We start from the raw sequence: 21,121 nt of genomic DNA, 5'->3' as shown, positions 1-21,121 counted from the left end.
ACTCAGACCCGAGTTCCCAACCACCATGAAGAAAAGTGTCCTGCTGGTTTCCCTCCTGCTGGGTGTCGTGGCCTGTCGCCGTGTCGACACGATTCCCACCACTCAGCAGATTCAGAGCAAGGCGCCTCCAGGCGCGCTCGTCCGCGTCATCCTGAGGGACCGCGCCAATCCCCAGCGCGTCACCACCTATACGGTGGACGTGAACCGCAACGAAATCGTCGACATCCAGGACCGGGCGCCCTCCGCGACGCGCGGCGCGCAGGAGACCTCCTCGTCCGAGGAAGGGACGACGTCGGCGATGCAGCAGAGCCAGGCGCCCGCGCCCAAGCTGACCGCCACCGCCGAGCTCCTCACGGACTGCAAGCCGTTGGTCGACAAGGAGGGCTGCCGGAACGTGGCGGACCTCAACGATGGCGACCCGCGCGGCTCGTCGGGCGGTGGCGGAGACCCCACCGGCCACCAGGGCTTCCGTGAGCGCATCCTGAGAGTCGCCGCGCTGATCTACTGGTCCACGCTCGAGGTGGGCATCCCCACCTACAACCTCAAGACGCTGCAGGCGCCGCCCGTCGACGGGCCCGTCCAGCGTTAGGCCCGAGCCCGTAGGGTTCAGAAGGCCCTGGCACCGCGAGGAGGCGGTGTCGGGGCCTTCTCCGTTTCAGGCCGGCTTGCCGCCTGCGTCTCCGGTGGGCGACAGCCCGCCGAGCGTCTCCACGTACGAGGTGGCCACGCGCAGGAAGCGCGCGCCGCGGACGCCGGTGAGGTACTGGCGCTTCATCGCGCGCGTGGCGCCCACGTAGAACATGGCGCGGCGGATGCGCTCGTTCTCCCGGGCGTTGCGCTCCTTGGCGCCGGCCATCCAGTGCTCCACGGTGTCCAGCGCATCCAGGCCCGCGAAGAAGACGATGGGGCACTCGTGGCCCTTGCAGGAGAACACGGTGGTGGCGCGCACGTGGTCCACGCCACTCACGCGGAAGTCCGTCACGTCGCGCCCCCCCTTGCCACCGTAGGCGTGCGCGGGAACACCGGCGCGATTGAGTGCCTCCGTGTACTGCGACGGCATGACGGGCGCGACGACGAGGATGTCGCCAGGGTGGACGCCCTCCTCGCGAATGAGGCGGGCCACTTCCTTCGCCACCTGTCGGGCTTCACTGGCACCGGAGGCGAAGCCGCGCACCTGGGGCAGCACGCCGCCGCGCTCGGTGGACTGCACGCGGTACAGGCCCTCCAGCGTCTCCTCGGGCAGCCACAGGAGCCCCTCGCGGGCCAGCTCCCCCGCCTTCATGTACTCGCGCATGCCAGGGTCGCTGGTGGCGTGCTGGCGCAGCGGGTCCAGCACCACGTTGAAGGCCACATCGAGGATGTCGCGGGTGGCGCGGAAGGTCTCCTTGAGGACGCGGGTGCGGCCTCGGAAGGACAGCCCCTCGGGGAGCTGCTCCTTGAGGGAGTCGATGGGCACCTGGCCGTAGACGTTCTGCGAGTCGTCCATGAACAACTGGAGACAGCGCACCTCTCGGCCATCCGCCAGCGTGTGTGGACGCACCAGCGCGTGGAGCATCGCCAGCGCGCGAGCGTCCATGTCCTGCGCCTCGTCCACGAAGACGCCGTCGAAGGATGCGGGCTCCTCGCGGCGCAGCGCGCCCACGTGCTTCACCGTCACCCGGGCCCGCAGCTCGCGCGCGCGCTGACGGCCGGCGCGGTGGACAATCGCCTCCACCAGCAGCTTGTCCACCAGCGGCGCGAGCGCGCGGTTGAAGAAGGACACGAGCACCCGCGTGTCCTCGTGTTCGAGCAGGTAGCGCGCCACCCAGTGGGCCAGGACGTACGTCTTGCCGCTGCCGGCCACGCCGCGCACCAGGTGGTGGCCGTCGTCGAAGCGGCGCTCGAAGAGGGACACCTGCTCCTGGGTGAAGAGGGGCCGCGTGGGACGCGCGCCTTCGATTTCACCGCCCAGGGTGGTGGGTGCGCTCGGCGGCGGGGGCGGAGGTTGCGCCGGCTGCTGCGGCATGGGCAGCGGCTCCAGTCGGAGCGGCGTGCCGGGGGTGACCTTGAGACGCGGCAGCAGCGACAGGAAGCGCTGGGGGATGGTGGCGCCCCGGGCCTCGTCGCGAGAGGCGAGCACGAGCAGGTAGTCGCGCGCGCGACTGGCGGCCACGTTGAGCATGGGCACCAGCGTGTGCGGTGGGAAGGGCCGGCCTCCGGCCACGGTGTCCACGAGCACGACGTCGTACTGGGTGCCCTGCTGACGGTGGATGGTGGACGCGCTGAAGGCGTCACCGCGAAACCCGGCGGAGGTGCCCAGCCGGCGAAGGAGCGCGGCCTGGGCGCGGTAGGGCGTGACACACAGGACGCTGAGGCCCGCGCGCACGGCCTCGCGGGCGAGCGACACGGCCAGCTCGGCGGACAGCTCGCGCTGGTAGCCGGAGCCTGTCTCGCCGCGTCCGTGGGTGAGGCGCTTCGCGTCGCGGCTGAGGCCATCGAGCACCACCCAGCCGGCGCGCGTCTCCGCGAAGGCGGGCACGGGTGGCGGCTTCTGCGCGCGGGCCTTGACGATGTCGCCGTCCTCCAGCGCGCCGCCGTAGCAGAAGTGGCTCACGACACGGGCGATGTCCGGGTGCATGCGGTGCTGGGTGCGCAGCAGCAGGACGTCCGGGCGCGCGGCGTCCTTCACCGCGTCCTCCAGGTGGGACAGGCCGCTGGCGCGCAGCCACTTCTGCGTGCCACGTCCGGCGCCCTCGGCGGCGCGCGACACGGGGCCAATCTGCTTGGGGTCTCCGGCGAGCGTCACCCGCTCGGCCAGCGGCGCCATCAACGCGGTGGCGGCGCGAGTCACCATGCCGGCCTCGTCGACCACGAGTCGCGCGAAGGTGCTCTTGCCTTCCAGCTCCGACACCAGGCGCAGGGCGCGGTGCACGGTGAGGACCATGAGCGGGCAGTCGCCCTTCTCCGCTTCCTTGAGCGTGGGGTCCTTCATCTTCCCGCGCAGGCCGCGCAGCTCCGCCTGGAGCTTGGCCAGTTCTGGCGCGGGGCCGCCTCGCACGCGCTGGAGGTACAGCTCGCGCTCGCGCTCCTCGATGCTCGCGCGCAGCTTGCCACCCTTGGTGTCCTCGAGGGTGACGGTGGGCAGCTTCGCCAGCGCGTCACCAGCGCCGGTGCCACCCCGGAAGATGCTGCGCGCCAGGGGGCGCAGGGGGATGGGCTCGCGCTCCAGGAGCGCGCTGACCCGCAGCACCAGCTCGTCCGCGGCGCGGTTGGTGGGAGCCACGGCGAGGATGCGCTCACCGGGGAAGGAGCGCAGGGCACGGGCGATGAGGTCCGCGATGGCCGTCGTCTTGCCGGTACCGGGAGGGCCCCAGATGCAGCCCCAGGGCTGGGCCCACAGGCGGTCCGCGGGCAGGAGCTGCGCGTGCTGGGGGCGAGCCTCGGCGGCGGGCTCCTCACCGCTGGCGCGCCGCAGGGCCTGGGTGAGCGCGGGCTGTCGTTCCTCGTAGGCCGAAGCGGCCGTGCAGAGGGCTTCCGCGAAGTCATAGGGCCGGTAGCACCAGCGGTCGGCGGAGAGGGCGCGGCGGTCCACGTCGTCGCCGTGCTCGGGTGCGGCGAAGACTCGGCCGGACTCGAAGTCGAGGTGGACGACGTCTCCGCCGAAGACGCACTCCTCGCCGAGGAAGCCGAGCATCGAGCCACCGGACCAGTCCGGATCGGCGGCGGGCACGGGGACCAGGGAGAGGACGCTGGGGCCCTGGAGGCTGACCTGGCGGACGTCCTGGAGCAGCTTCGCGCGGTACTGGCTGCGCTCGGAGAGGAGCGCGTCGCTCAGGTCATCGGGGAGATAGGCAGGTGGACGCCAGGCCTCGCGGCGTTTGCCGGTCGCCACTGCGGCCTGCATGACCTCGCGCTCGGACGTGGTGACATCGGTGGGCGCGGCCACGTCGCGGGTGGTCGGCTCATCGGGTGTCGCGGACCCGGCGCGAGGCGCGGCGGGCTTCGGGCTCCGGCCTTTCGAGCGGGAGAGGGCCAGAAGTGGGTTCGGCGACCGGGGGATGTCCTCCGTCGGGTCTGGGGCGGTGGAGGGAGTGACGGGTGCGTCCTCGGACAAGTCCGCATGGGCGGGCGTGCGCGAGGAGGCGCTGGAGCGCGAGGACGGTGGCGGAACGGGAGCATCGTCGTACTCGACGTGAAGCTCTCGGACGGAGTCTCCCTGTTGCGACGCGGGGCGCCCTTCGGAGACTTCATTGTGCGTCCGGTGCGTCATGGCGGCGGGCCCGGGCCCTTCGGCCAGGCCGGGTACGGGCGCGCGAAGGTAGGGGACAGGTGGATCCCCGTCAACGCGCCCACGCCCCCACATCCCTGGGGTCAGTCGAGGAAGCGCCGCCACCAGCGACGGACTTCCTCCTCGGAGTACGCCGGTTCGGAGTCATGCCCGCTCCAGACCGTTGCATGCCTCGGATGGAACTCCTCCAGCCAGGGCTCCAGGACTCGCGCCAGTTCACGGTAGGCGGGGAGGTTGTCGCCGCGAGAGAGGTCTCCGGCTTCGGGCCACGCACCGAGCGTCACCACGGCATTACCCGAAGTGCCCACGTCTTGAACGGTGGTCCCCGGTGAATGGAGTCGGGCTCGCAAGCTCGCCTGGCCCCCCAGGGATTCGAGCAGCGAGGGGCCCAGGAAGTTCAGCCAGTGGACGCCATCAACCCGATTGCCCAAGTGCCAGTGAGTCAGGACTCCGGGCACGTCCACGCCGGGGTAGCGGGCGAGTTCCTCCTTCAGTCGGGGAAGGGCATGCCAGCCGGCCGTATGGAGAGCCAGCGCAATCCCCGCATGGCCGGAGGAGAGCGGCAATCCAGAGGCCATCTCCATGGCCACCTCTCGCACGTGCCCGGGGCCATGGGCCTCGACGTACTCGGTAGGAAACGTGGCCCGCAGGAGACTGGCGCCTGTCCTGGAAGGCTCTCGCGAGGGAAGGCGCGACTGATACCAGAACAGATACCCGTTGTCGTCAGACAGGTCTCCGCCAGTCAGGAGCACGGAACGGTCTGTTTGTGTCTTGGACATCTGTCGGTAGAACACATCGGTCTCGGGGACGTCTTCGAAAAACCACTTCGAAGGGCTCGGACGTAGCGAGGCCCGAACGAGTTCCCACTCCTCTGAATTGAGGCGACTGGCTTCACCATCCTCCCATGAATGGGTCAGTCCTTCGGGCCCCTCCCCCACAGCTCGCCGATAGACTCCGAGAGCGTGGTCGACCCCAGCAGCGAGTTCCTGATGGTCATGTGGCATGTAATACACGATGCGCAGCACATCCCGAACCACCAGTCGCTCGCCATCAGGCCGTTGGGAGAAACGGCGGATGCGAGGGAAGCGCTCATTCTGGGCTGACATGGCTGACCCCAAGTTGAGGTGTAACGATGGACGGAGAGCAAGGCCGACCTAGCTTCTTGTACTGTCTCAATTGCTCCTGGGTGCCGTCGTTCGCAAGCGGATTGCTCTTGCTGGCAGCCAAGCACGGGAACTTGAAGTCGTAGACACACTGGACCCGGTTGGGGTCTTTCGAGAAGTGAACCACGATGTCTGGCTTGAGCGACTGCTCCCGAACCTGGGTGAGGACATACCGTCCCGTCTCTGGGTCGAGCCCGTAGCGCGGCTCTATTGAGACGTTGTCGGGGAAGAGCCGCACCAGCTCTCGCCTCACGCATGCAAAAGCCACCTCGTGCTTCAGTATTCCCAATTCCATGCGGCGCCTGACCTTATTGCCCTTTCCATCGTATCGGACCACGCGTTCACACTCCGCATCATCAGGCCTCTTCCCAAGCCCGTACTCGCGTTCATTGACCTCCCGGTCCGCCGCCCTCGCACACTGGACCAGAAGCTGTTCCACGCGCGTCAGCTCGGCGGACTCCAGCACTCGAAACGCGGCGCTGACGCCCCGAGCCACCCCCCACCGCACGCGGGAGCGCAGGCAGAATGGCCTCACTCCCTCGTTGCGTGTAGCAGGCGGGGTTCCTCCCACAAGCGTTCGTGGCTGAATCCACGGTCTGCTCGTAACGAGAGGGAGTCCCTGGACTCGACCCACCCGGACTGGAGCGGGGCACCGCCGTCGTCGCACAGGCCACCGGCAGCAGAAACCCCAGGACCCACCCCCGCGCCACCGCCGCCAGGAAGCCCATCCACTTTGACGGCATATCCATGAATTCCAGGATACCGCTTCCAGCCACCCTTCCGGCCGGCCCGCCGCCCGCCGCCCAGGAAGGCGAGGTGGGCACGAGGCCCCGCTGGGTGTACACCCCCGCTCCGCCCTGTTTGCTTCGTGGCTCGGGGGGTGTTTAGGAGAGACGCCCCCCGAAGCAACCGCCCCACCGCTATGGCCCTTCCGACCCGTTACGCCCATCCGTTCCTGCCCATGACCCGCGCCGACATGCAGGCTCGTGGCTGGGAGCAGTGCGACATCATCATCGTGACGGGAGACGCGTACGTGGACCACGCGGCCTTCGGCCCGGTGCTCATCGCCCGCTTCCTGGAGGGCCGAGGCTTCAAGGTGGGCATCATCCCCCAGCCTGACTGGCACTCGGCCGAGCCCTTCAAGGTCCTGGGGCCTCCGCGCATGTTCTTCGGGGTCGCCGCCGGCAACCTCGACTCCATGCTCAACCGGCTCACGGCGCAGAAGAAGAACCGCTCCGAGGACCAGTACAGCCCCGGCGGGCGCACCAACTGCCGCCCGGACCGCGCCACCATCGTCTACGCCCAGCGCTGCCGCGAGGCCTACCCCGAGGTCCCCGTCATCCTCGGCGGAATCGAGGCCAGCCTCCGCCGCATCGCCCACTTCGACTACTGGAGCGAGAAGGTCCGCCGCTCCATCCTCTTCGACGCCAAGGCGGACCTGCTCGTCTTCGGCATGGGCGAGCGCCCCATCATGGAAGTCGCCGACCGCATGCGGAACGGCGAGCGCATCGAGGACATCCGCGACGTGCGCGGCACCGCGTACCTCATCAACGACGAGCAGATGCGCGTCCACGAGGCCGACCCGGCGAAGCGCGCCGCGGACCGCAAGACGGTCGTCCTGCCGCCCTACGAGTCCGTCGTCGCCGACAAGCAGGCCTTCGCGGTCATGAGCCGCGACTTCCAGATGGAGACCAACCCGGGCAACGCGCGCCCCCTCGCGCAGCGCCACGGCAACCGCGCCATCTTCATGAACGCGCCCGCGCTCCCACTGGAGGACGGCGTGGGCAACCCCGCCACCGGTGAGAAGACCGTGGCCATGGACGAGCTGTACGACCTGCCCTTCAACCGCGTCCCCCACCCCATCTACAAGGACGAGGGCATCCCCGCGTACGAGACGGTGAAACACTCCATCGTCCTCATGCGCGGCTGCTTCGGCGGCTGCACCTTCTGCTCCATCACCGAGCACGAAGGCCGCGTCATCCAGAGCCGCTCGGCGGAGAGCGTGCTGCGCGAGGTCCGCTCGCTGCGGCGAATGGGCGACTTCCGAGGAACCATCACCGACCTCGGCGGCCCCACCGCCAACATGTACAAGCTCAAGTGCAAGAGCGAGGACATCGAGAAGCGCTGCCGCAAGCTGTCCTGCGTGCACCCGGGCGTCTGCGAGAATCTCCAGACGGACCACGGCCCGCTCATCAGCTTGATGAAGGACGTGCGCGAGGAGGCAGGCGTCAAGCACGTCTTCATCGCCAGCGGCGTCCGCTACGACCTGGCCGAGCGCTCACCCGAGTACGTGAAGGAGCTGGCGGCGCACCACGTCGGCGGACAGCTCTCCGTGGCGCCCGAGCACGTGTCCCCGCGCGTGCTGGAGAAGATGAAGAAGCCCGGCATCGAGAGCTTCGAGCGCTTCCAGGCCATGTTCGCCTGCGCCAGCGAGGAGGCCGGCAAGGAGCAGTACGACATCCCCTACTTCATCAGCGGTCACCCCGGCTCCACGCTGGAAGACATGGTGGAGCTGGCGCTGTGGCTGAAGAAGAACGGGAAGCGGCCTCGTCAGGTGCAGGACTTCATCCCCACCCCCATGGCCATGGCCACCGCCATGTACTTCACCGGAATCGACCCGCTGAAGATGGAGCCCGTCTACACGGCCCAGGGCCTGCGCGAGAAGCGGCTCCAGAAGGCGCTGCTGCTCTACTGGAACCCCGAGCACTGGCCCCTGGCGCGCGAGGCGCTGAAGCAGGCCGGACGCGCGGACCTCATCGGCCGCGGCCCGCAGGCGCTCGTGCCGCCGGAGACGCCCGCCGAGGCCGCTCGACGTCAGCGCACCGAGGAGCGCGACTCGGACGACGCACCGCGCGAGACACAGGCCCCCACCTCCTCCCAGCCTCGTCCCCGGGGCCCGGGGCGTCAGGGCTCGCGACCGCGCTGAGCTTCAAGCCAGGAATCGCGCGGCGCCTTGAATAAACCGCGCGGCGCCACGTCGGGGGGCGACATGCTCCCCATCCTCGCCCTGCTGCTGCTGGCCTCCGCGCCCCCCGAGCCCCGCGTCGAGCTGCCACCGCCACCCCAGCCCACCCCTGAATGCATCAGCTCCCAGGGGCGCACGGTGTGCGGCTTTCAATGCAAGACGAGCGGCTCCGACCTCGACTGCGCCCAGACGCCCTACGGGACGTGCGAGGTCACCAACGGGGGCGTCTACTGTTGGGACCCGCCACGGGTGGCCATCCAACACCCGCCCTTCACCAGCGTGAAGCCCGAGTGCAAGTCCGTCCGGGGCAAGGTGGCCTGCGGCTTCAACTGCCGCCTGTTCAACGGCGAGGTGGCCTGCAACGACACCCCCTACGGTGTCTGCAACACCCACTTCGGGAAGCTCGTCTGCTGGGATCCGCCGGACAGCGTCATCCACGAGTACGCAGCCGAGACGCCCAGGCCCCGCTGCCTCAATGCCTCGGAGTCGGTGGCCTGCGGCTTCGACTGCAAGGCCACCCGCACGGAGGTGCGCTGCGCCAGCACGCCTCGAGGAGTGTGCAAGCTGGTCGACCAGCGCTTCACCTGCTTCGACCCACCGTCGCTCTTGCACTGCGACCACAGCAGGCCACCCGAGCCCGCACGAGCCCGCGCACGCTGAGGCCCCTCACTCCACGACGAAGTCAGCCTCCAGGTCCACCGTGCCCGTGGCGTCCGTGGACTCCAGGGGGAGCAGGTGCGCGCGCACGGTGCCCCGGAAGCGGTACGTCGTGTAGTTGGGCGTCGTGCCGAGGACCTCCACCTTGGTGAGGGTGAGGGTGCAGCGCCCCTCCAGGACCTTCCCCGTGACTTCATCCAAGTCATAGGGACTCCAGTCCTTCGAGCCCTCCCGGACCAGGCCGCCGCAACGGACCTCCCGCGTGGGGCCCGTGTAGGTGCCCACCGACGGCATTCCAATCCCCTCCATGTACAGCGCCTTGAAAACCGGCGTCCCCTCCGGAGTGGACATGGAGAAGGTGAAGTTGCCGTGCCGGGTGGCATAGGTGAGCGCGGGCATCCCACACAGGTCGCTCCCCTTCACCGCGCCCGTGACACGGGAGACACAGGGGCCCTCGGGCTCGTCGCCATCGTCTCCGTCGCACCCCAGCCCCAGGAGCGAAGCCCCCAAGGCCACCAGCAAACCCAGATGTCTCTTCATGCGGGGCTCCTCCTGAAGCTCGAAAGTTGGGAAGCCTAGCATCCACGCATCACGCGGCCGTGAAGCCCGTGTCGTGCCGATGTGGCACCATGTCGATGCGTAGGCTCACGCAACCGTCAAGCCGCGCGAGCCCGTCAGCATCTCCGCATGAGCACCCCGCCTCCGTCCTGGACCCAAGTCCTCGTGAGCCTCGCGAGCGTGGCGCTATGCCTGCTGCTCGGCTGCACCCGCGCCCCCTCGCCGCCCTTGGGGCACGAGGTCTACGTGTGGCAGCGCGACTGGAGCCCGGAGCTCGGCCACGCGCTCACGCAGCTGCCCTCGGAGCTGGGCGCCCTGCGTGTCCTGGCGAGAGAGCGCTCGGGCGTCACGCGAGTCCCCGTGAATGTGGGGGTGGACGTGCCTGCCCTCGCGAAGACGGGGCGCGAGGTGGTGGCCGTCCTGCGCGTGGAGGGAACGGCGCCGCTGGACGGCGTGTCGCTCCAGGAGGTGGCCACCCTCGCCCGTGACTGGAGGGCTCGCGGCGTGCGCGTCCGGGGCGTGGAGGTGGACCACGACTGCGCCACGGCGTCCCTGCCCGCCTACGCGGCTTGGCTCGCACGTGAGCGCGGCGGGCTCGGAGACCTGACGCTGTCCATCACCGCGCTGCCCACGTGGGCCACCTCCCCCGCGCTGGCGCGACTGACGTCCATCCCCGACGACATCGTGCTCCAGGTGCACGCGGTGCGCGCCCCCACCCTCTTCACGCCCGAGGAGGCTCGCGCCTTCATCGACGCATGGGCGAAGGCCACGCCCCATCCCTTCCGGGTCGCCCTGCCCACGTACCGCGCGCACTTGAAGGACGGCACGCTCCTCAGCTCCGAACCCCACGAGGTCTCCCGCCTCCTCGCGTCCCTGCGGGAGCAGCCGGTGAAGGGGGTGAAGGGCTTCGTCTGGTTCCGGCTCGGGCACGCGGGTGACGCGGAGTCGTGGAGCCTGTCCACGCTGTCGACGGTGGTGCGCGGCGAGCCGCTGACGCCGCGACTGGAGCCCCGGCTGGTGGACGCGGGGGGCGGCACGCTGGACATCGTCCTCGAGAACACCGGCCACGTGGACACCCAGGCGCCCGCGCGCCTCACCCTTTCTGGAAACCTGGAGGTCCTCGACGGCGTGGGCGGCTACGCCCCGCGCGGGACTTCCCTCGTGGCGCGCATGCCCCCCCGCCTGCGCGCTGGCGAGCGACGTGTCGTCGGCTTCGTGCGGGGAACCGAGGTGTCACTTGTGGCTCCGTAGTCTGCTGGCCTCCTTGCTCGTCCTCCTGTTGCTGGCACCGGTGCGCGACGCCGACGCGTGCGGACCGGACTTTCCCCACCGGCTCCTCGTCGACCGCGCGGGCACCCTCGGCGAGCTGCCGGATGGCGCCTTCTCAATCGAGGCCACGCGGCTGGTCCCCAAGCCCGTGGACTCCTTCCGGGTGCTGGAGGACCATGACGAGCCCGTCGACGCGCGCACGGGCGGCGGGGCTCGCGAGACAGAACTGTACGAGGCGGGCGCCCGGGCCTTCACCAGCGGCGACGCGGTGGCCGCCCGCGCCAGATTCATGGAGGTGCTCGCGCTGCCCGCCTCGGAGCGTCGCCACTACTCCACCTTCGCCGCGTTCATGCTGGGACGAAACGCGGGCGCGGGCTTCGAGCAGGACGCGAAGCAGGGCTTCGAGCTCACGCGGCAGCTCGCGCGCGAGGGCTTCGATGATCCCCTCGGGCTCGCCGTCTCCAGCTTCGGAGAGCAGGCGCGCCGACTGCTCCACGCGGGAGACGACGCGGGCGCCATCCGGCTCTACGCGGAGCAGGCGGCGCATGGCAGTGGCGACGCGGTGGCGTCGTTGCTGCTGGTCGCTCGGGCCGTCTCTCGCGATGCCGCGCGACTCCAGGCCGCGCTGAAGGACCCGGTGGCACAGCGGCTCATGGCCGCCTTCGTGTGGACTCGCGGCCAGGAAGCGTACTGGTCCGAGGACGTGTCGGAGGGCGGAGTCACCGTCACGCTGGAGGCGCTCGCGTCGGTGGAGGACCTGGCGGGGGCGGACCGACTGGCGGCCGGTGCGTGGCGCGCGGGCCGCTTCGACCTGGCCGAGCGCTTCGCGGCGCGGGAGCAGACCCCGCTGGCGGCGTGGGTGAAGGGCAAGCTGGCGCTGCGTCGAGGCGACCTCGCGTCGGCGGAGACGTACCTGGCCGAGGCAGCACGCGGCATCCCCGCGTCGGAGGACTGGATGGGCGAGGGAATGGTGCCGCGCCGTCCCCTGTGTCGCGTGGAGGGTGAGCGCGGGGTGCTCGCGCTCGCGCGCAATGACTTCGTCCAGGCCGCCGAGCTGCTCCTGGCGAGCTGCTCCTGGCCGGACCTCGCCTACGTCGCGGAGCGGGTGCTGTCCGTGGACGAACTCCAGCGCTTCGTCGCGGCCCACCCGCCCTCGGGAGACGCTCGCTGCAAGCCCGAGACAAGGCAGCTCTGGTACGACGATGACGTCGGCGAGGAGGCCGACCTGCCACAGCGGCTGCGCCTGCTGCTCGCGCGGCGCCTGCTGCGCACCGGACGCAACACCGAGGCCCTGGAGCACTTCCGAGGCACGCCGTGGGAAGGGGACGCGCGCAAGTACACAGAGTCGCTCCAGCAGAGCGCCCACGCCGGCGACGCCGTGAGCCAGGCGGAGGCGCTGTACACGGCGGCGCGGCTCGCGCGCCGACTGGGCCTGGAGTTGATGGGGACGGAGGTGGCTCCGGACTGGGGCTGGGTGGATGGCAACTACGACCTGGGCGACTACGACAGCCAGGAGGAGCTCTCGCCCCAGACGGAGCCGTTCCGGGAGTTCATGAGCCGACTCCCGCTCCTCGGCGGGTCGGAACAGCAGCGCGCGGAGTCCCATGCACCGCCGCACCCATGGCGCTTCCACTACCGCTCCACGGCGGCGGACCTCGCCCAGCGCGGCGCGGCGCTCCTGCCTCCGCGCAGTCAGGCGTACGCGATGATGCTCTGCCATGCGGCGCGGTTCGTCTCGCGCACCGAGCCGGAGCGGGCCCGTCGACTGGGGCAGACGTACTTGAAGACGGGCGCGCGCATCGACGAGCCCTGGTGGTCCTTCGGCGAGTCCTGTCTCGAGCCCGACTTCCAGAAGGTCCGCGCACAGCAGGAGCAGAGCGCCCTGGTCAAACGACGACGCCTGATGCTGCTGGGAGGCGCGCTGTTCATTCCCCTGATGCTGGGCGCGGTCTTCTACGTGCGCCACAGGCGCCGGGTGGCGGAGTCCTAGAGACGCGTGCTCGAGCCTCAGCGCCGCCGGAGGATGGCGCGCGCCGGGGCTCCGTCCCCGCCCGCGATTCGCAGCGGCAGACAGACGAGGTCATAGGTGCCCGCGTCCACCGCGGACAGGTCCAGCCCCTCGATGATGCAGACGTCCGCCCCCAGCAAGGCCTGGTGGGTGGGCACGCCCTCCTCCGGACTGCCGATGGAGAGGTAGTCGATGCCCACCGTGCGCACCTTGCGCTCCGCCAGATAGCGCGCGCCCTCCACGGACAGGTACACGAAGTCCGGCAGGAACGCCTTCGAGGCCCACGCGCGCGCCGAGTTGGCCGTCTTGAAGAGGATGCGCTCCCCGGGCTGAATCCCGTGCCCCTTCAGCTCCTCCACGCGGATGGCGCGCGCGTCGCGAATCTCCAGCACGCGCGCCACGCCCAGGAGGCTGTCGAAGGCCAGCGCGTCCACGCCCGTGGCGCCCTGGACGAAGTGCACGGGCGCGTCGACGTGGGTCCCCGTGTGCGCGCCCAGGGACAGGTTGGAGACGGTGGCGTCGTCACCGCGCTCCAAGTCCTGCACCCGGGTGATGCGCACCTCGGGGTTGTCCGGCCAGCGCACCATCCCGTCGCGCAGCGGCACGGAGATGTCCACCCACGCGGGGCCCCCGTTCGTCTCGGCAGCGGTCTCCATGACGCTTCAGGTTGGGCACGATGCGTCTTGCTGGCGCCCAGGAGCGGGCAGGCACACGGGCTGTCTCGCTCGCCGAGGGACCAGGAGAGTCACCGCCCTCCCCGCCCACCCCCCACCTTTCCTCCCGGAACCGCGTCGGCTAGGTTGCGCCGCCTTTCATTTCCAGGGCTGAAGGAGTTTTGACGATGCCGAGGACCTCCCAGGAGCAGACCCAGGAGCGCCATGCGTTCCTGCTCACCCTCTTCCGCCAGCAACCGGACATCAGCAGCAAGGATGCGCTGGAGTCCTTCAAGGGGAAGTTCGGGTCGACCATCAACCTGAAGACCTTCAACCAGCTCCGCGCGGAGGCCGAGGAGGAGGTTGCCGCCGCTCCCGCCACCGAGGAGCCGGAGGCCGAGGTCGAGAGCGCGCCGGAGACCGCGGTGGAGGACGCCGCCACGCAGCTCAAGGCCGCCGCCACCGCGACGTCGGATGCGCTCAACGGCGCCCAACCCGCGAAGAAGCCCAAGGCCAAGGGCACCGGCTCCAAGAACGTCTTCGTGGACGCGCCCAAGGAGCACCTGTCCTTCCTGGAGAGCATCGTGCAGCAGCTCCAGGAGGCCGGTGCCGCCAACGTGCGCATCGACCACTCCACGGACCGCTGGATGGTCCTCGTCGTCGACCCGAAGTAGTCCGCCGCGCCCGCCGGACTCCACCGCCTCGAGTGGAGTCCGGTCCCGCGCTCAGCGGCGCAGCAGGGCCAGCGCGCGTTGGAAGTCCTCGGGCAGCTCCGCCTGGACTCGCACGGGCTGACCCGTCAGCAGACTCGGCAGCTCCAGCCGGAACGCATGGAGCGCCTGACGTCCCAGGGCCTTCGCCGCGGGGTGTTCGCGCGCCGCCTCCGTCCCGTAGAGCGAGTCCCCCAACACCGGGAAGCCCGCCTCGGAGAGCTGCACGCGAATCTGGTGCGTGCGCCCCGTGTCCAGCTCCACCTCCAGCAGCGCCGCCCCGTCCAGCCGCTCGCGCACCTCGAATGACAGCGCCGCCCGGCGCGCGGAGGGCACCTTCGTGGTGAAGCGGCGCGAGTCACTCGGATTGCGAGCGTAGGGGCCCTCCAGCCGCCCGTGCTCGGGAGGCTGGCCCAGCACGAGCGTCCAGTAGCGCTTGTCCACCTGCTTCTCCTGGAAGGCGCGCAAGAGCGCCGCGGCGGCCGTGTCGGTGCGGGCGAAGGCCAGACAGCCGCTCGTCTCCCGATCCAACCGGTGCACCACTCCTGGCAGCGCCTGGCCCTCCACGTCGAACGGAGGGCGCTGCGCGGCGAGCAGGTCGACGACGGAGGCCGCCCTCCCCTCCGGCTCCACGACGAGGCCCGGCGGCTTGTCCACGATGACCAGCGCCGCGTCATCGTGGAGCACCGTCAGCGCGGGACCCTCCACGGTGGGGCGCGGCGAGGCGCGCGGCTCCGGCCGCTCGATTTCAAGCTCCTCGCCTCCCCACAGCTTCCGCGTGGGCTGACACTTCTTGCCCCGGATGCGCACCCCGCCCGCCTCGATGAGTGCCCGGGCGCGCTCCAGCGAGAAGCCGGGGACGTGCTTGGAGACGAACCTGTCCAGCCGCTCTCCGGCGACCTCATGGGGAACTGGGACTTTCTGCTGCGCCATGTCCGCACCCGTCCCTCATGCGGCGCACGGAGTCAATGTGCGCATGACGCGGGACACCCGGCCAGCTCACCTCCGAGACACAATCCTTCACATGCGGAGCCTGCATCACGATGTCACAGGATGGGTCGAGCAAGACCAGCGGACAACACCATATGCCAAACGTTGACTTTTCAACACGGAGCGTATGACAGTGCTTATCCGGGCTCACTGAGGGCCCTCGCAGAGGGGGAGTCATGAACTTTACTCACGGTCGTCGCACGCGACGTCTCGCCATTCTCGCTACATGCCTGTCTTTGCTCCCTGGGTGCCCCTGGGTTATCAAACCGCAGCCCAAGCCCAAGACGGTCGAGGAGCAGCGGGAGGTCGTCGTCGCGCACTTCAACAAGCGCAAGCCCCATGAGGACTTCGTCCAGTTGGACCTGGCGAACGACGACCAGTACGCGTACGCCAAGCACCGGCTCGAGGAAGCCATCGCCGCGCAGGTGAGCGTCGGGGCCCAGGGTGTGCCGCAGCAGCAGGTGCCGCCCAAGGACTTCGCGCGCGCGCTGAGGACGCTGGAGGTCGCCCGCGAGAAGGCCGTGCGCGGCGGTCCGCAGCCGAAGCCCACCGAGTGGGACTGCGACCACTTCTTCCACGTGAGCGACTCGCGCGAGCTGACGGGCGCGCAGCAGGCCAACAAGGCCCAGCAGGCTCCGGACCCCCAGGCGACGCTCCAGGTCAAGCCCTACGCCACCTGCGCGGGCGGGGCGACCCACGTCTTCACGGACGTCAACGCGCATGAAAGCGACCTGGCGGGCAAGAACCGGGTGGTGCTGGCCAAGAGCGCGAACGAGGAGCACAACGACGGCAAGACTTTCGACGACACCACCGTGACGGTGCGGCCGTCGATGGAGGCCAACCGCAAGGTCACCGTCGACTCGCTGATGGTCGCCCACAACGACAAGACGGGCGAAGAGCACGTCTCCTTCGCCAGCATGGAGACGGCGCTGGGGGACGCGTCACTGGCGGCCACGCCCGCGTCGTTCACCCTGACCCATCCGCAGTTCGCGAGCTCGGAGCCGCGCCCGAGCAACAACCTCACCACGTGTCAGCTTCGCGGCGGCGCGGACTGCGACTACGCGATGGTGCTCAACGCCAACGGCACCCTGGCCCCCTACCCGAGCACGCCCACGGGGCTCGCGCTGCGCAAGACGGGGGCGCCGTGGACGGGCGACCCCACGGCCTACTTCGCCTTCAAGGCAGGCTCCGCCTTCGACATCACGAACATCTACATTCCCCTCCAGCTCACCTTCGACGCGGGGTCGTCGGCGACGGCGGACTGCATCATCCAGGCGATGAGCAACGGCCCGAGCGTCACGCGGCTGCGCCTCATCAAGACGGAGTCGGGCGGTACCTGCACCACGCTCGCGGACCTCTCGGGTGCCTTCCCCGTGGGTGCGCGCACCACCTCGATTCAGCAGCTGGTCAACGTCTCGGAGAACACCCAGGCGTCCGGCGGCAATGGCTGCACCATGGAGCGAATCGTCAACGAGCCCGTGGTGCTGTCCATGACGCTCTACGCGATGGCGTCGTGTGACGGCGGCACCACGACGGTTCCCCGGCAGAAGACCTTCACCAGCGCGGCGCTGCCGACCAACCCCTTCAACCTCAACGTCCTCAACAGCTGCATGGCGGAGGGCACGCGCATCACGATGGCGGACGGGGCGCTGAAGCCCATCGAGACGCTGCGCGTGGGCGACAAGGTCCGCGCGAACGCGGCCGGCCGGGTGCTGACGGTGCAGGACTTCATCTTCGGGCGCGAGCCCAAGCCGCTGGTCCGGCTGCGCGACGACCAGGGCCATGACGTGCGGCTGACGGAGAAGCACCCGGTGCTGCTGTCCTCGGGCCTGGTGATTGCCGCGGAGAAGGTCCAGGTGAAGGACACCGTGCGCACGCAGACGGGCACGGCGACCATCACCGCCACCGAGCGCGTGCCGTACGACGGCAAGGTCTACAACCTCAAGCTGGGCACGCCCGCGGAGCTGGAGTCGCTCAGCCCCAACGAGCGGACGATGTTCGCCGACGGGCTGCTCGTGGGCGACGACACCATGCAGCGCGAGCTGGACTCGCCGCGCCGCGCCGCCGTCACGCCGTGAGGTGAAGCGCGGACCTCCGCTGGAGCTGTCACCAGCGGAGGTCTTCGCGCGCGGCTCAGAACACGAACTTCTTCGAGGCCCCGCCCCCTGAGCCCCCCTTGGGCGGCGGCTTCTTGTGGGTTCCGCCGGTGGACTTGGAGGACGAGGGAGGCGGCGAGTCTTCCTCTTCCTCTTCGTCCATCTGGACGGGTCCCTTCCGGGCCTTCTTCGGGTCGCCCTTTCCCGTGCCAGTGGGGTCCACCGAGTTGACCTTGCGCTTGTGCTGCGGCGCCGTCGTGCCGCTGGGTTGCTGCTGCGGGGGAGCGAGCGGGAGCGCCGCGTAGTAGTGCGCCACGTTCTCGGGGATGCCCATGTAGGAGGTCAGCACCGCGTACACGATGGGGTCTCCATTCTGGGCGTCTTCAGACAACCCGAGATGGAACGACCGGTTGAGGTCCTCGACCGCGCCGTTGGGGTAGATGATCCGGATCCTCAGTCGCAGTCGCTTCGCGAGCGCCGGCAGGACGATGTCTCCGTGTGAGCCGAAGAACAGGTGTCGCGCGCTCACCTTCTTCTTGAGGTCATCCAGGGACTGACCCGGCTCCAGGAACGGTGTCGCGAACACGGGAGACTGGGTGATCTCCGTCACGACCTCTTGTTTCAGCTCCTTCACGGAAGGCGCCCCTGTCAGCCCCAGGCGCTTCCACAAGAGGTCGTACGCCTGCAACCAGACACGCGCGGTGTTGTAGGCGCAATCCCCGTCCGCGGTGACCCGCCTGACCTTGAGATTCAACTTCTGGAGACGGCCGCGGTGCTCCCGGGACAGCAGATACCCCTCCACCGTCTCATGAGAGGTGCCCGTCTGCGGCCCCTTGGGCCGCGTCCCTTGCATGCGTGACGCGGTCCTCGGAATCGCTTGGATGCCCCCGAACTCCGGGAGGTAGAGGGCCAGCGGCATCCGGTCATGGAGAATGGTCGAGTGCTGCTTCCAGGTGTGCCCGCCTCGCTTGGCGTCCCGCGTCCCGTTCGCGAACTCCAACAGGTCCGGGAAGTGCAGCCGGGAGGTGATGCGGATGTTGAACCGCCCTCGGGGATTCTTCTCATCGAAGTGGCTCGGGTCGAAGAGGCTCTGGATGATGACGCCATGGACCTTCACGGTGCTCTGGGCGTCGAACATGGCGTTCATCACCTTCTTCGCCAGGGACTTCAAGCGCGCGCTGTCGTCCTGAGCCAGCTCCAGCAGCTTCTTGAAGACCCAGGCGGGAGACATCTGGGTCTCCCGGACGTTCTGTCCCAGCTCCGCGTGCTTGCTGCCCTTGCACTCGACGAGGAAGTACTCCTCCACCACCCCGCTCGGCTCGTCGCGCCTGGCCCAGATCTGGTCGATGCCGTGAGAGCCCTTCTTCTCCCCATGCCCCATCTTCAGTTGAAGCTTGTCCTGCCCGAAGATGACCGACATGGCGCGCGCGCCCAGGAACTCCCCGCTCGCCTCCGTCACGGCGGTGGCGGCGTTGCTCGTGTCGATGAGTTTTTCGAGCGACTGATAGTGCTTGTCCAATCGCCCGAGCGACTTCGCCTCGTGATGGAGGAATTGCCCCCCCTCCATGTTGAGCCGCAGGATCAACTTCCACAGGAGGGACTGCTTGCCGCCCACGGTGGCCGGCTTCTCGATGAGCGCCACGCCAGAACTCAGGCTCGCGAAGGCCAGCTTGAGGGCATGGGCCCTCGGGCCGGGCTGAGGGATGGTCGTCATGATGCGATTGAGCTCCTCCCGGGCTCGGGGGCGCATGGCGAAGAAGATGAGGACCTCCGCCACGGAGGTGGAGGGGGACACCTTCCGAAGCTCGCCCACCCAGACAGGCTCGGGGATGGAGTTGGGGGCCTTCAGGTTCTTGCGCTTCCAGTCGAGGATCCGCTGCGCATCCTCCGGTTCATCCGTCTCGATGAGGAGCGGCCCCGGATAGAGCGGGTTCTGGTCCGAGGGGTCCACCAGGGTGTCAATCTTCAGGTGCTCGTGCCCCCCCTTGCCGTAGCCGGTGGTGGCGAACGCGGAGAAGAACCGGAGCTTGCCATCCGTGCCCACCTTCACCTTCTGGGGATCCACCCCGAAGTAGTCCTGAACGCTCAGGATGGACGCGGAATGGGCGGCCAGGAGCAAGAGGAGCTGGGTGTTGCGCGGGTGCTCCGGGTGGTACCCGTTCACGACGTCGAAGCTGCCCTTCGGCCTGTTGATGGCTTCGGTGTCCACTTCCCTGAAGCGAAGGTCCGGCGACACCTTCGAGAGGTCCACGCTGGTGTCTGGGACGCTCGCGAGGAGGCCCACGCTCTTCGCCGGGACGGAGGTGAAGGCATCCGTGCCGAAGAGCTCGCCTTCCGAGTCGACCTCCAACGACCTGGCGTTAGCGACTTTCAGCTCCGCGGGGAAGCAGAGCGGCTTGGAGATCTGCAGGTTGAAGAGGGAGGCCGTTGCGGACGCATGGTCCTTGTCGAAGATGGCCTTGAAGGTCATTCCGAAGACAGGCACCGTGCTGCCTTCGTCGAACATGGCCCGCAGAATCTTCTGAGCGAGCAGGAGGAGCCGCTCGTCCTCGTTGGGTGAGGACGCCTGTTCCACCAGCTTCTTGAAGACCCAGCCCGGCGACATCTGGGTCTCTTCCTTGTTCTGGCCGTGCTTGGCGCCCTTGGAGCCCTTCGCCTCGACGATGAAGTACGCGTCGACCTCCTGGGTGGTGGGGTGGCGGCGGGCCCAGATCTGGTCGATGCCCTGCGCCTTCTTCTTGTCTCCGAAACCCATCTTCAGCTCGAAGCGCTCGCCCGCGAACACCATGGCCATCACCTTCGCGGCCAGGTACTCGCCTCGCGCTTCGGTGAGCGGCCGGGTGTTCTTCTTCTTGGTCTCACCGACGCGGGTGTCGAGCGCGGCGTAGTGCTTGTCCAGGCGGACGTGGGACTTGTGCAGGTGATGGTTCCTGCGCGCCTCGGACGCGCCATAGTCCCGCCAGGCGGGGTACGCATCCGGGGCGTTGTTGAACGCCACGAGGTGGCCGAGCTGGGTGCTCTTCACGAGGTTGAACGTGAACTCCACGGCGCTGAGGTCCTGGATGGCCGATTCATCCAGGTAGGTGTCCGCCAGGAGCTCCTCCGTGGCCGTGCTCAGCACGCCGGCAGTGGCCTCGGTCGGAGGAACCTTCGTGAGCATCTCCGCGAGCACGAGGGGGTTCTTGATGAAGTAGCGGAAGGCGGGCGAGTTGAGCGGCGCGTAGTCCTGCTCGAACGAGTCCTGGACGAAGGGGCCGCGGCTCATGCGCCCCCGGTCCAAGCGGAGCATGGCTCGCGCCTGCTCGGCGCTGCCCACCATGAGCAGGGGCTGTGCGCTGTTCCAGTCGCGCTCGGAGAGGTGCACGTCGTCCTGAACGCGCTGGTAGGGGTTGCGCAGGTAGGGCGCCTCGAAGAACTCACGCTTCGTGGGCGCGTTGACCTTGAGGCGGAACCCGCCATGGACCTGGACCTTCGCGGGCGGGGCCCCCTCGACCGTCAGCGTGACGGCGTCCGTGGCGGTGAACTCGAGCGTGCTCGCGACAATCGTCCCGTGACGCGCCAGCAGCCTGAACAGGAGGCGGTTGCGCAGCGTGCTCCAGAGATACGGGTCGAACTGCCCCGGCGGAGTCAGCGGATCGTCCGCCAGCTCGGGATCGTCCTCAAATCGAAGCGGCATGTATCAGGGCCTTCGGCGGGAGGCCCGGAGACCTCGCTCAGTGCATCGAGTTGGAGTCACGCGATACCCAGAGCACCATCCGTGCCATGACACGAGCACACCGGGCCAT

The 21,121-nt window shown here is 69.1% G+C and carries 14 protein-coding genes; 7 read left to right on the top strand and 7 right to left on the bottom strand.

Annotated elements, in window-relative coordinates; translation table 11 throughout:
- Nucleotides 1-25 precede the first annotated feature (25 nt).
- Complete coding sequence (locus ACN469_RS07320) at nt 26-589, top strand: hypothetical protein (RefSeq protein WP_498765526.1); 564 nt, start codon at nt 26-28, stop codon at nt 587-589.
- Between the two features lie 66 nt (nt 590-655).
- On the opposite strand, the gene ACN469_RS07315 is transcribed toward ACN469_RS07320, so the two are convergent.
- The 3 genes from ACN469_RS07315 to ACN469_RS07305 all read right to left on the bottom strand — a co-directional run bounded on the left by ACN469_RS07315 (nt 656) and on the right by ACN469_RS07305 (nt 5,869).
- Nucleotides 656-4,249 carry an AAA family ATPase gene (locus tag ACN469_RS07315; protein WP_498765524.1) on the bottom strand — a complete coding sequence of 1,198 codons (3,594 nt, stop codon included), beginning with the start codon at nt 4,247-4,249 and terminating at the stop codon, nt 656-658.
- Between the two features lie 101 nt (nt 4,250-4,350).
- Nucleotides 4,351-5,046 (bottom strand): type VI immunity family protein, encoded by a 696-nt coding sequence (locus tag ACN469_RS07310; protein WP_498765522.1) that lies wholly within the window; start codon nt 5,044-5,046, stop codon nt 4,351-4,353.
- A 310-nt stretch (nt 5,047-5,356) separates the two neighbouring features.
- A complete protein-coding gene (locus tag ACN469_RS07305) occupies nt 5,357-5,869 on the bottom strand; it encodes a hypothetical protein (protein ID WP_498765520.1) in 513 nt (170 codons plus the stop codon).
- Nucleotides 5,870-6,352: 483 nt separating this feature from the next.
- Between ACN469_RS07305 and ACN469_RS07300 the strand changes: the two genes are divergently transcribed.
- Nucleotides 6,353-8,356 (top strand): YgiQ family radical SAM protein, encoded by a 2,004-nt coding sequence (locus ACN469_RS07300; protein ID WP_498765518.1) that lies wholly within the window; start codon nt 6,353-6,355, stop codon nt 8,354-8,356.
- Between the two features lie 27 nt (nt 8,357-8,383).
- The gene (locus ACN469_RS07295) at nt 8,384-9,055 is read left to right on the top strand and encodes a hypothetical protein (RefSeq protein ID WP_498765516.1); all 672 of its coding nucleotides are present in this window, start codon (nt 8,384-8,386) and stop codon (nt 9,053-9,055) included.
- Between the two features lie 6 nt (nt 9,056-9,061).
- Here ACN469_RS07295 and ACN469_RS07290 read toward each other — a convergent pair whose 3' ends face one another.
- Complete coding sequence (locus ACN469_RS07290) at nt 9,062-9,592, bottom strand: hypothetical protein (RefSeq protein WP_498765514.1); 531 nt, start codon at nt 9,590-9,592, stop codon at nt 9,062-9,064.
- Between the two features lie 147 nt (nt 9,593-9,739).
- On the opposite strand from ACN469_RS07290, the gene ACN469_RS07285 reads away from it, so the two are divergent.
- Both ACN469_RS07285 and ACN469_RS07280 read left to right on the top strand, forming a co-directional pair.
- Entirely contained in the window at nt 9,740-10,861 is a 1,122-nt protein-coding gene (locus ACN469_RS07285; protein ID WP_498765512.1) for a DUF3142 domain-containing protein, read from the top strand.
- Nucleotides 10,848-12,869 (top strand): hypothetical protein, encoded by a 2,022-nt coding sequence (locus ACN469_RS07280; protein WP_498765510.1) that lies wholly within the window; start codon nt 10,848-10,850, stop codon nt 12,867-12,869. The genes ACN469_RS07285 and ACN469_RS07280 overlap by 14 nt, the downstream gene beginning before the upstream one ends.
- A 17-nt stretch (nt 12,870-12,886) precedes the next feature.
- Here the strand turns inward: ACN469_RS07280 and ACN469_RS07275 are convergent, their stop codons facing one another.
- Nucleotides 12,887-13,543 (bottom strand): cyclase family protein, encoded by a 657-nt coding sequence (locus ACN469_RS07275; RefSeq protein WP_498765508.1) that lies wholly within the window; start codon nt 13,541-13,543, stop codon nt 12,887-12,889.
- A 185-nt stretch (nt 13,544-13,728) separates the two neighbouring features.
- On the opposite strand from ACN469_RS07275, the gene ACN469_RS07270 reads away from it, so the two are divergent.
- Nucleotides 13,729-14,214, top strand: a complete 486-nt coding sequence (locus ACN469_RS07270) for a hypothetical protein (protein WP_498765506.1) — start codon at nt 13,729-13,731, stop codon at nt 14,212-14,214.
- 51 nt (nt 14,215-14,265) lie between these two features.
- On the opposite strand, the gene ACN469_RS07265 is transcribed toward ACN469_RS07270, so the two are convergent.
- Nucleotides 14,266-15,183, bottom strand: a complete 918-nt coding sequence (locus ACN469_RS07265) for an RluA family pseudouridine synthase (protein ID WP_498765504.1) — start codon at nt 15,181-15,183, stop codon at nt 14,266-14,268.
- A 233-nt stretch (nt 15,184-15,416) separates the two neighbouring features.
- Here ACN469_RS07265 and ACN469_RS07260 point away from each other — a divergent pair, with 233 nt between their 5' ends.
- On the top strand, nt 15,417-17,318 hold the full coding sequence (locus tag ACN469_RS07260) for a Hint domain-containing protein (RefSeq protein WP_498765502.1): 1,902 nt from the start codon (nt 15,417-15,419) through the stop codon (nt 17,316-17,318).
- Nucleotides 17,319-17,373: 55 nt separating this feature from the next.
- On the opposite strand, the gene ACN469_RS07255 is transcribed toward ACN469_RS07260, so the two are convergent.
- Nucleotides 17,374-21,012, bottom strand: coding sequence for a hypothetical protein (locus tag ACN469_RS07255; RefSeq protein WP_498765500.1), 3,639 nt, complete (start codon nt 21,010-21,012; stop codon nt 17,374-17,376).
- Between the last annotated feature and the right edge of the window lie 109 nt (nt 21,013-21,121).

The organism is Corallococcus terminator, assembly GCF_049194865.1.
Classification (GTDB): domain Bacteria; phylum Myxococcota; class Myxococcia; order Myxococcales; family Myxococcaceae; genus Myxococcus; species Myxococcus terminator_A.
The sequence above is the reverse complement of the archived record's forward strand: the minus strand, read 5'-3'. Positions and strand labels throughout refer to the sequence as shown.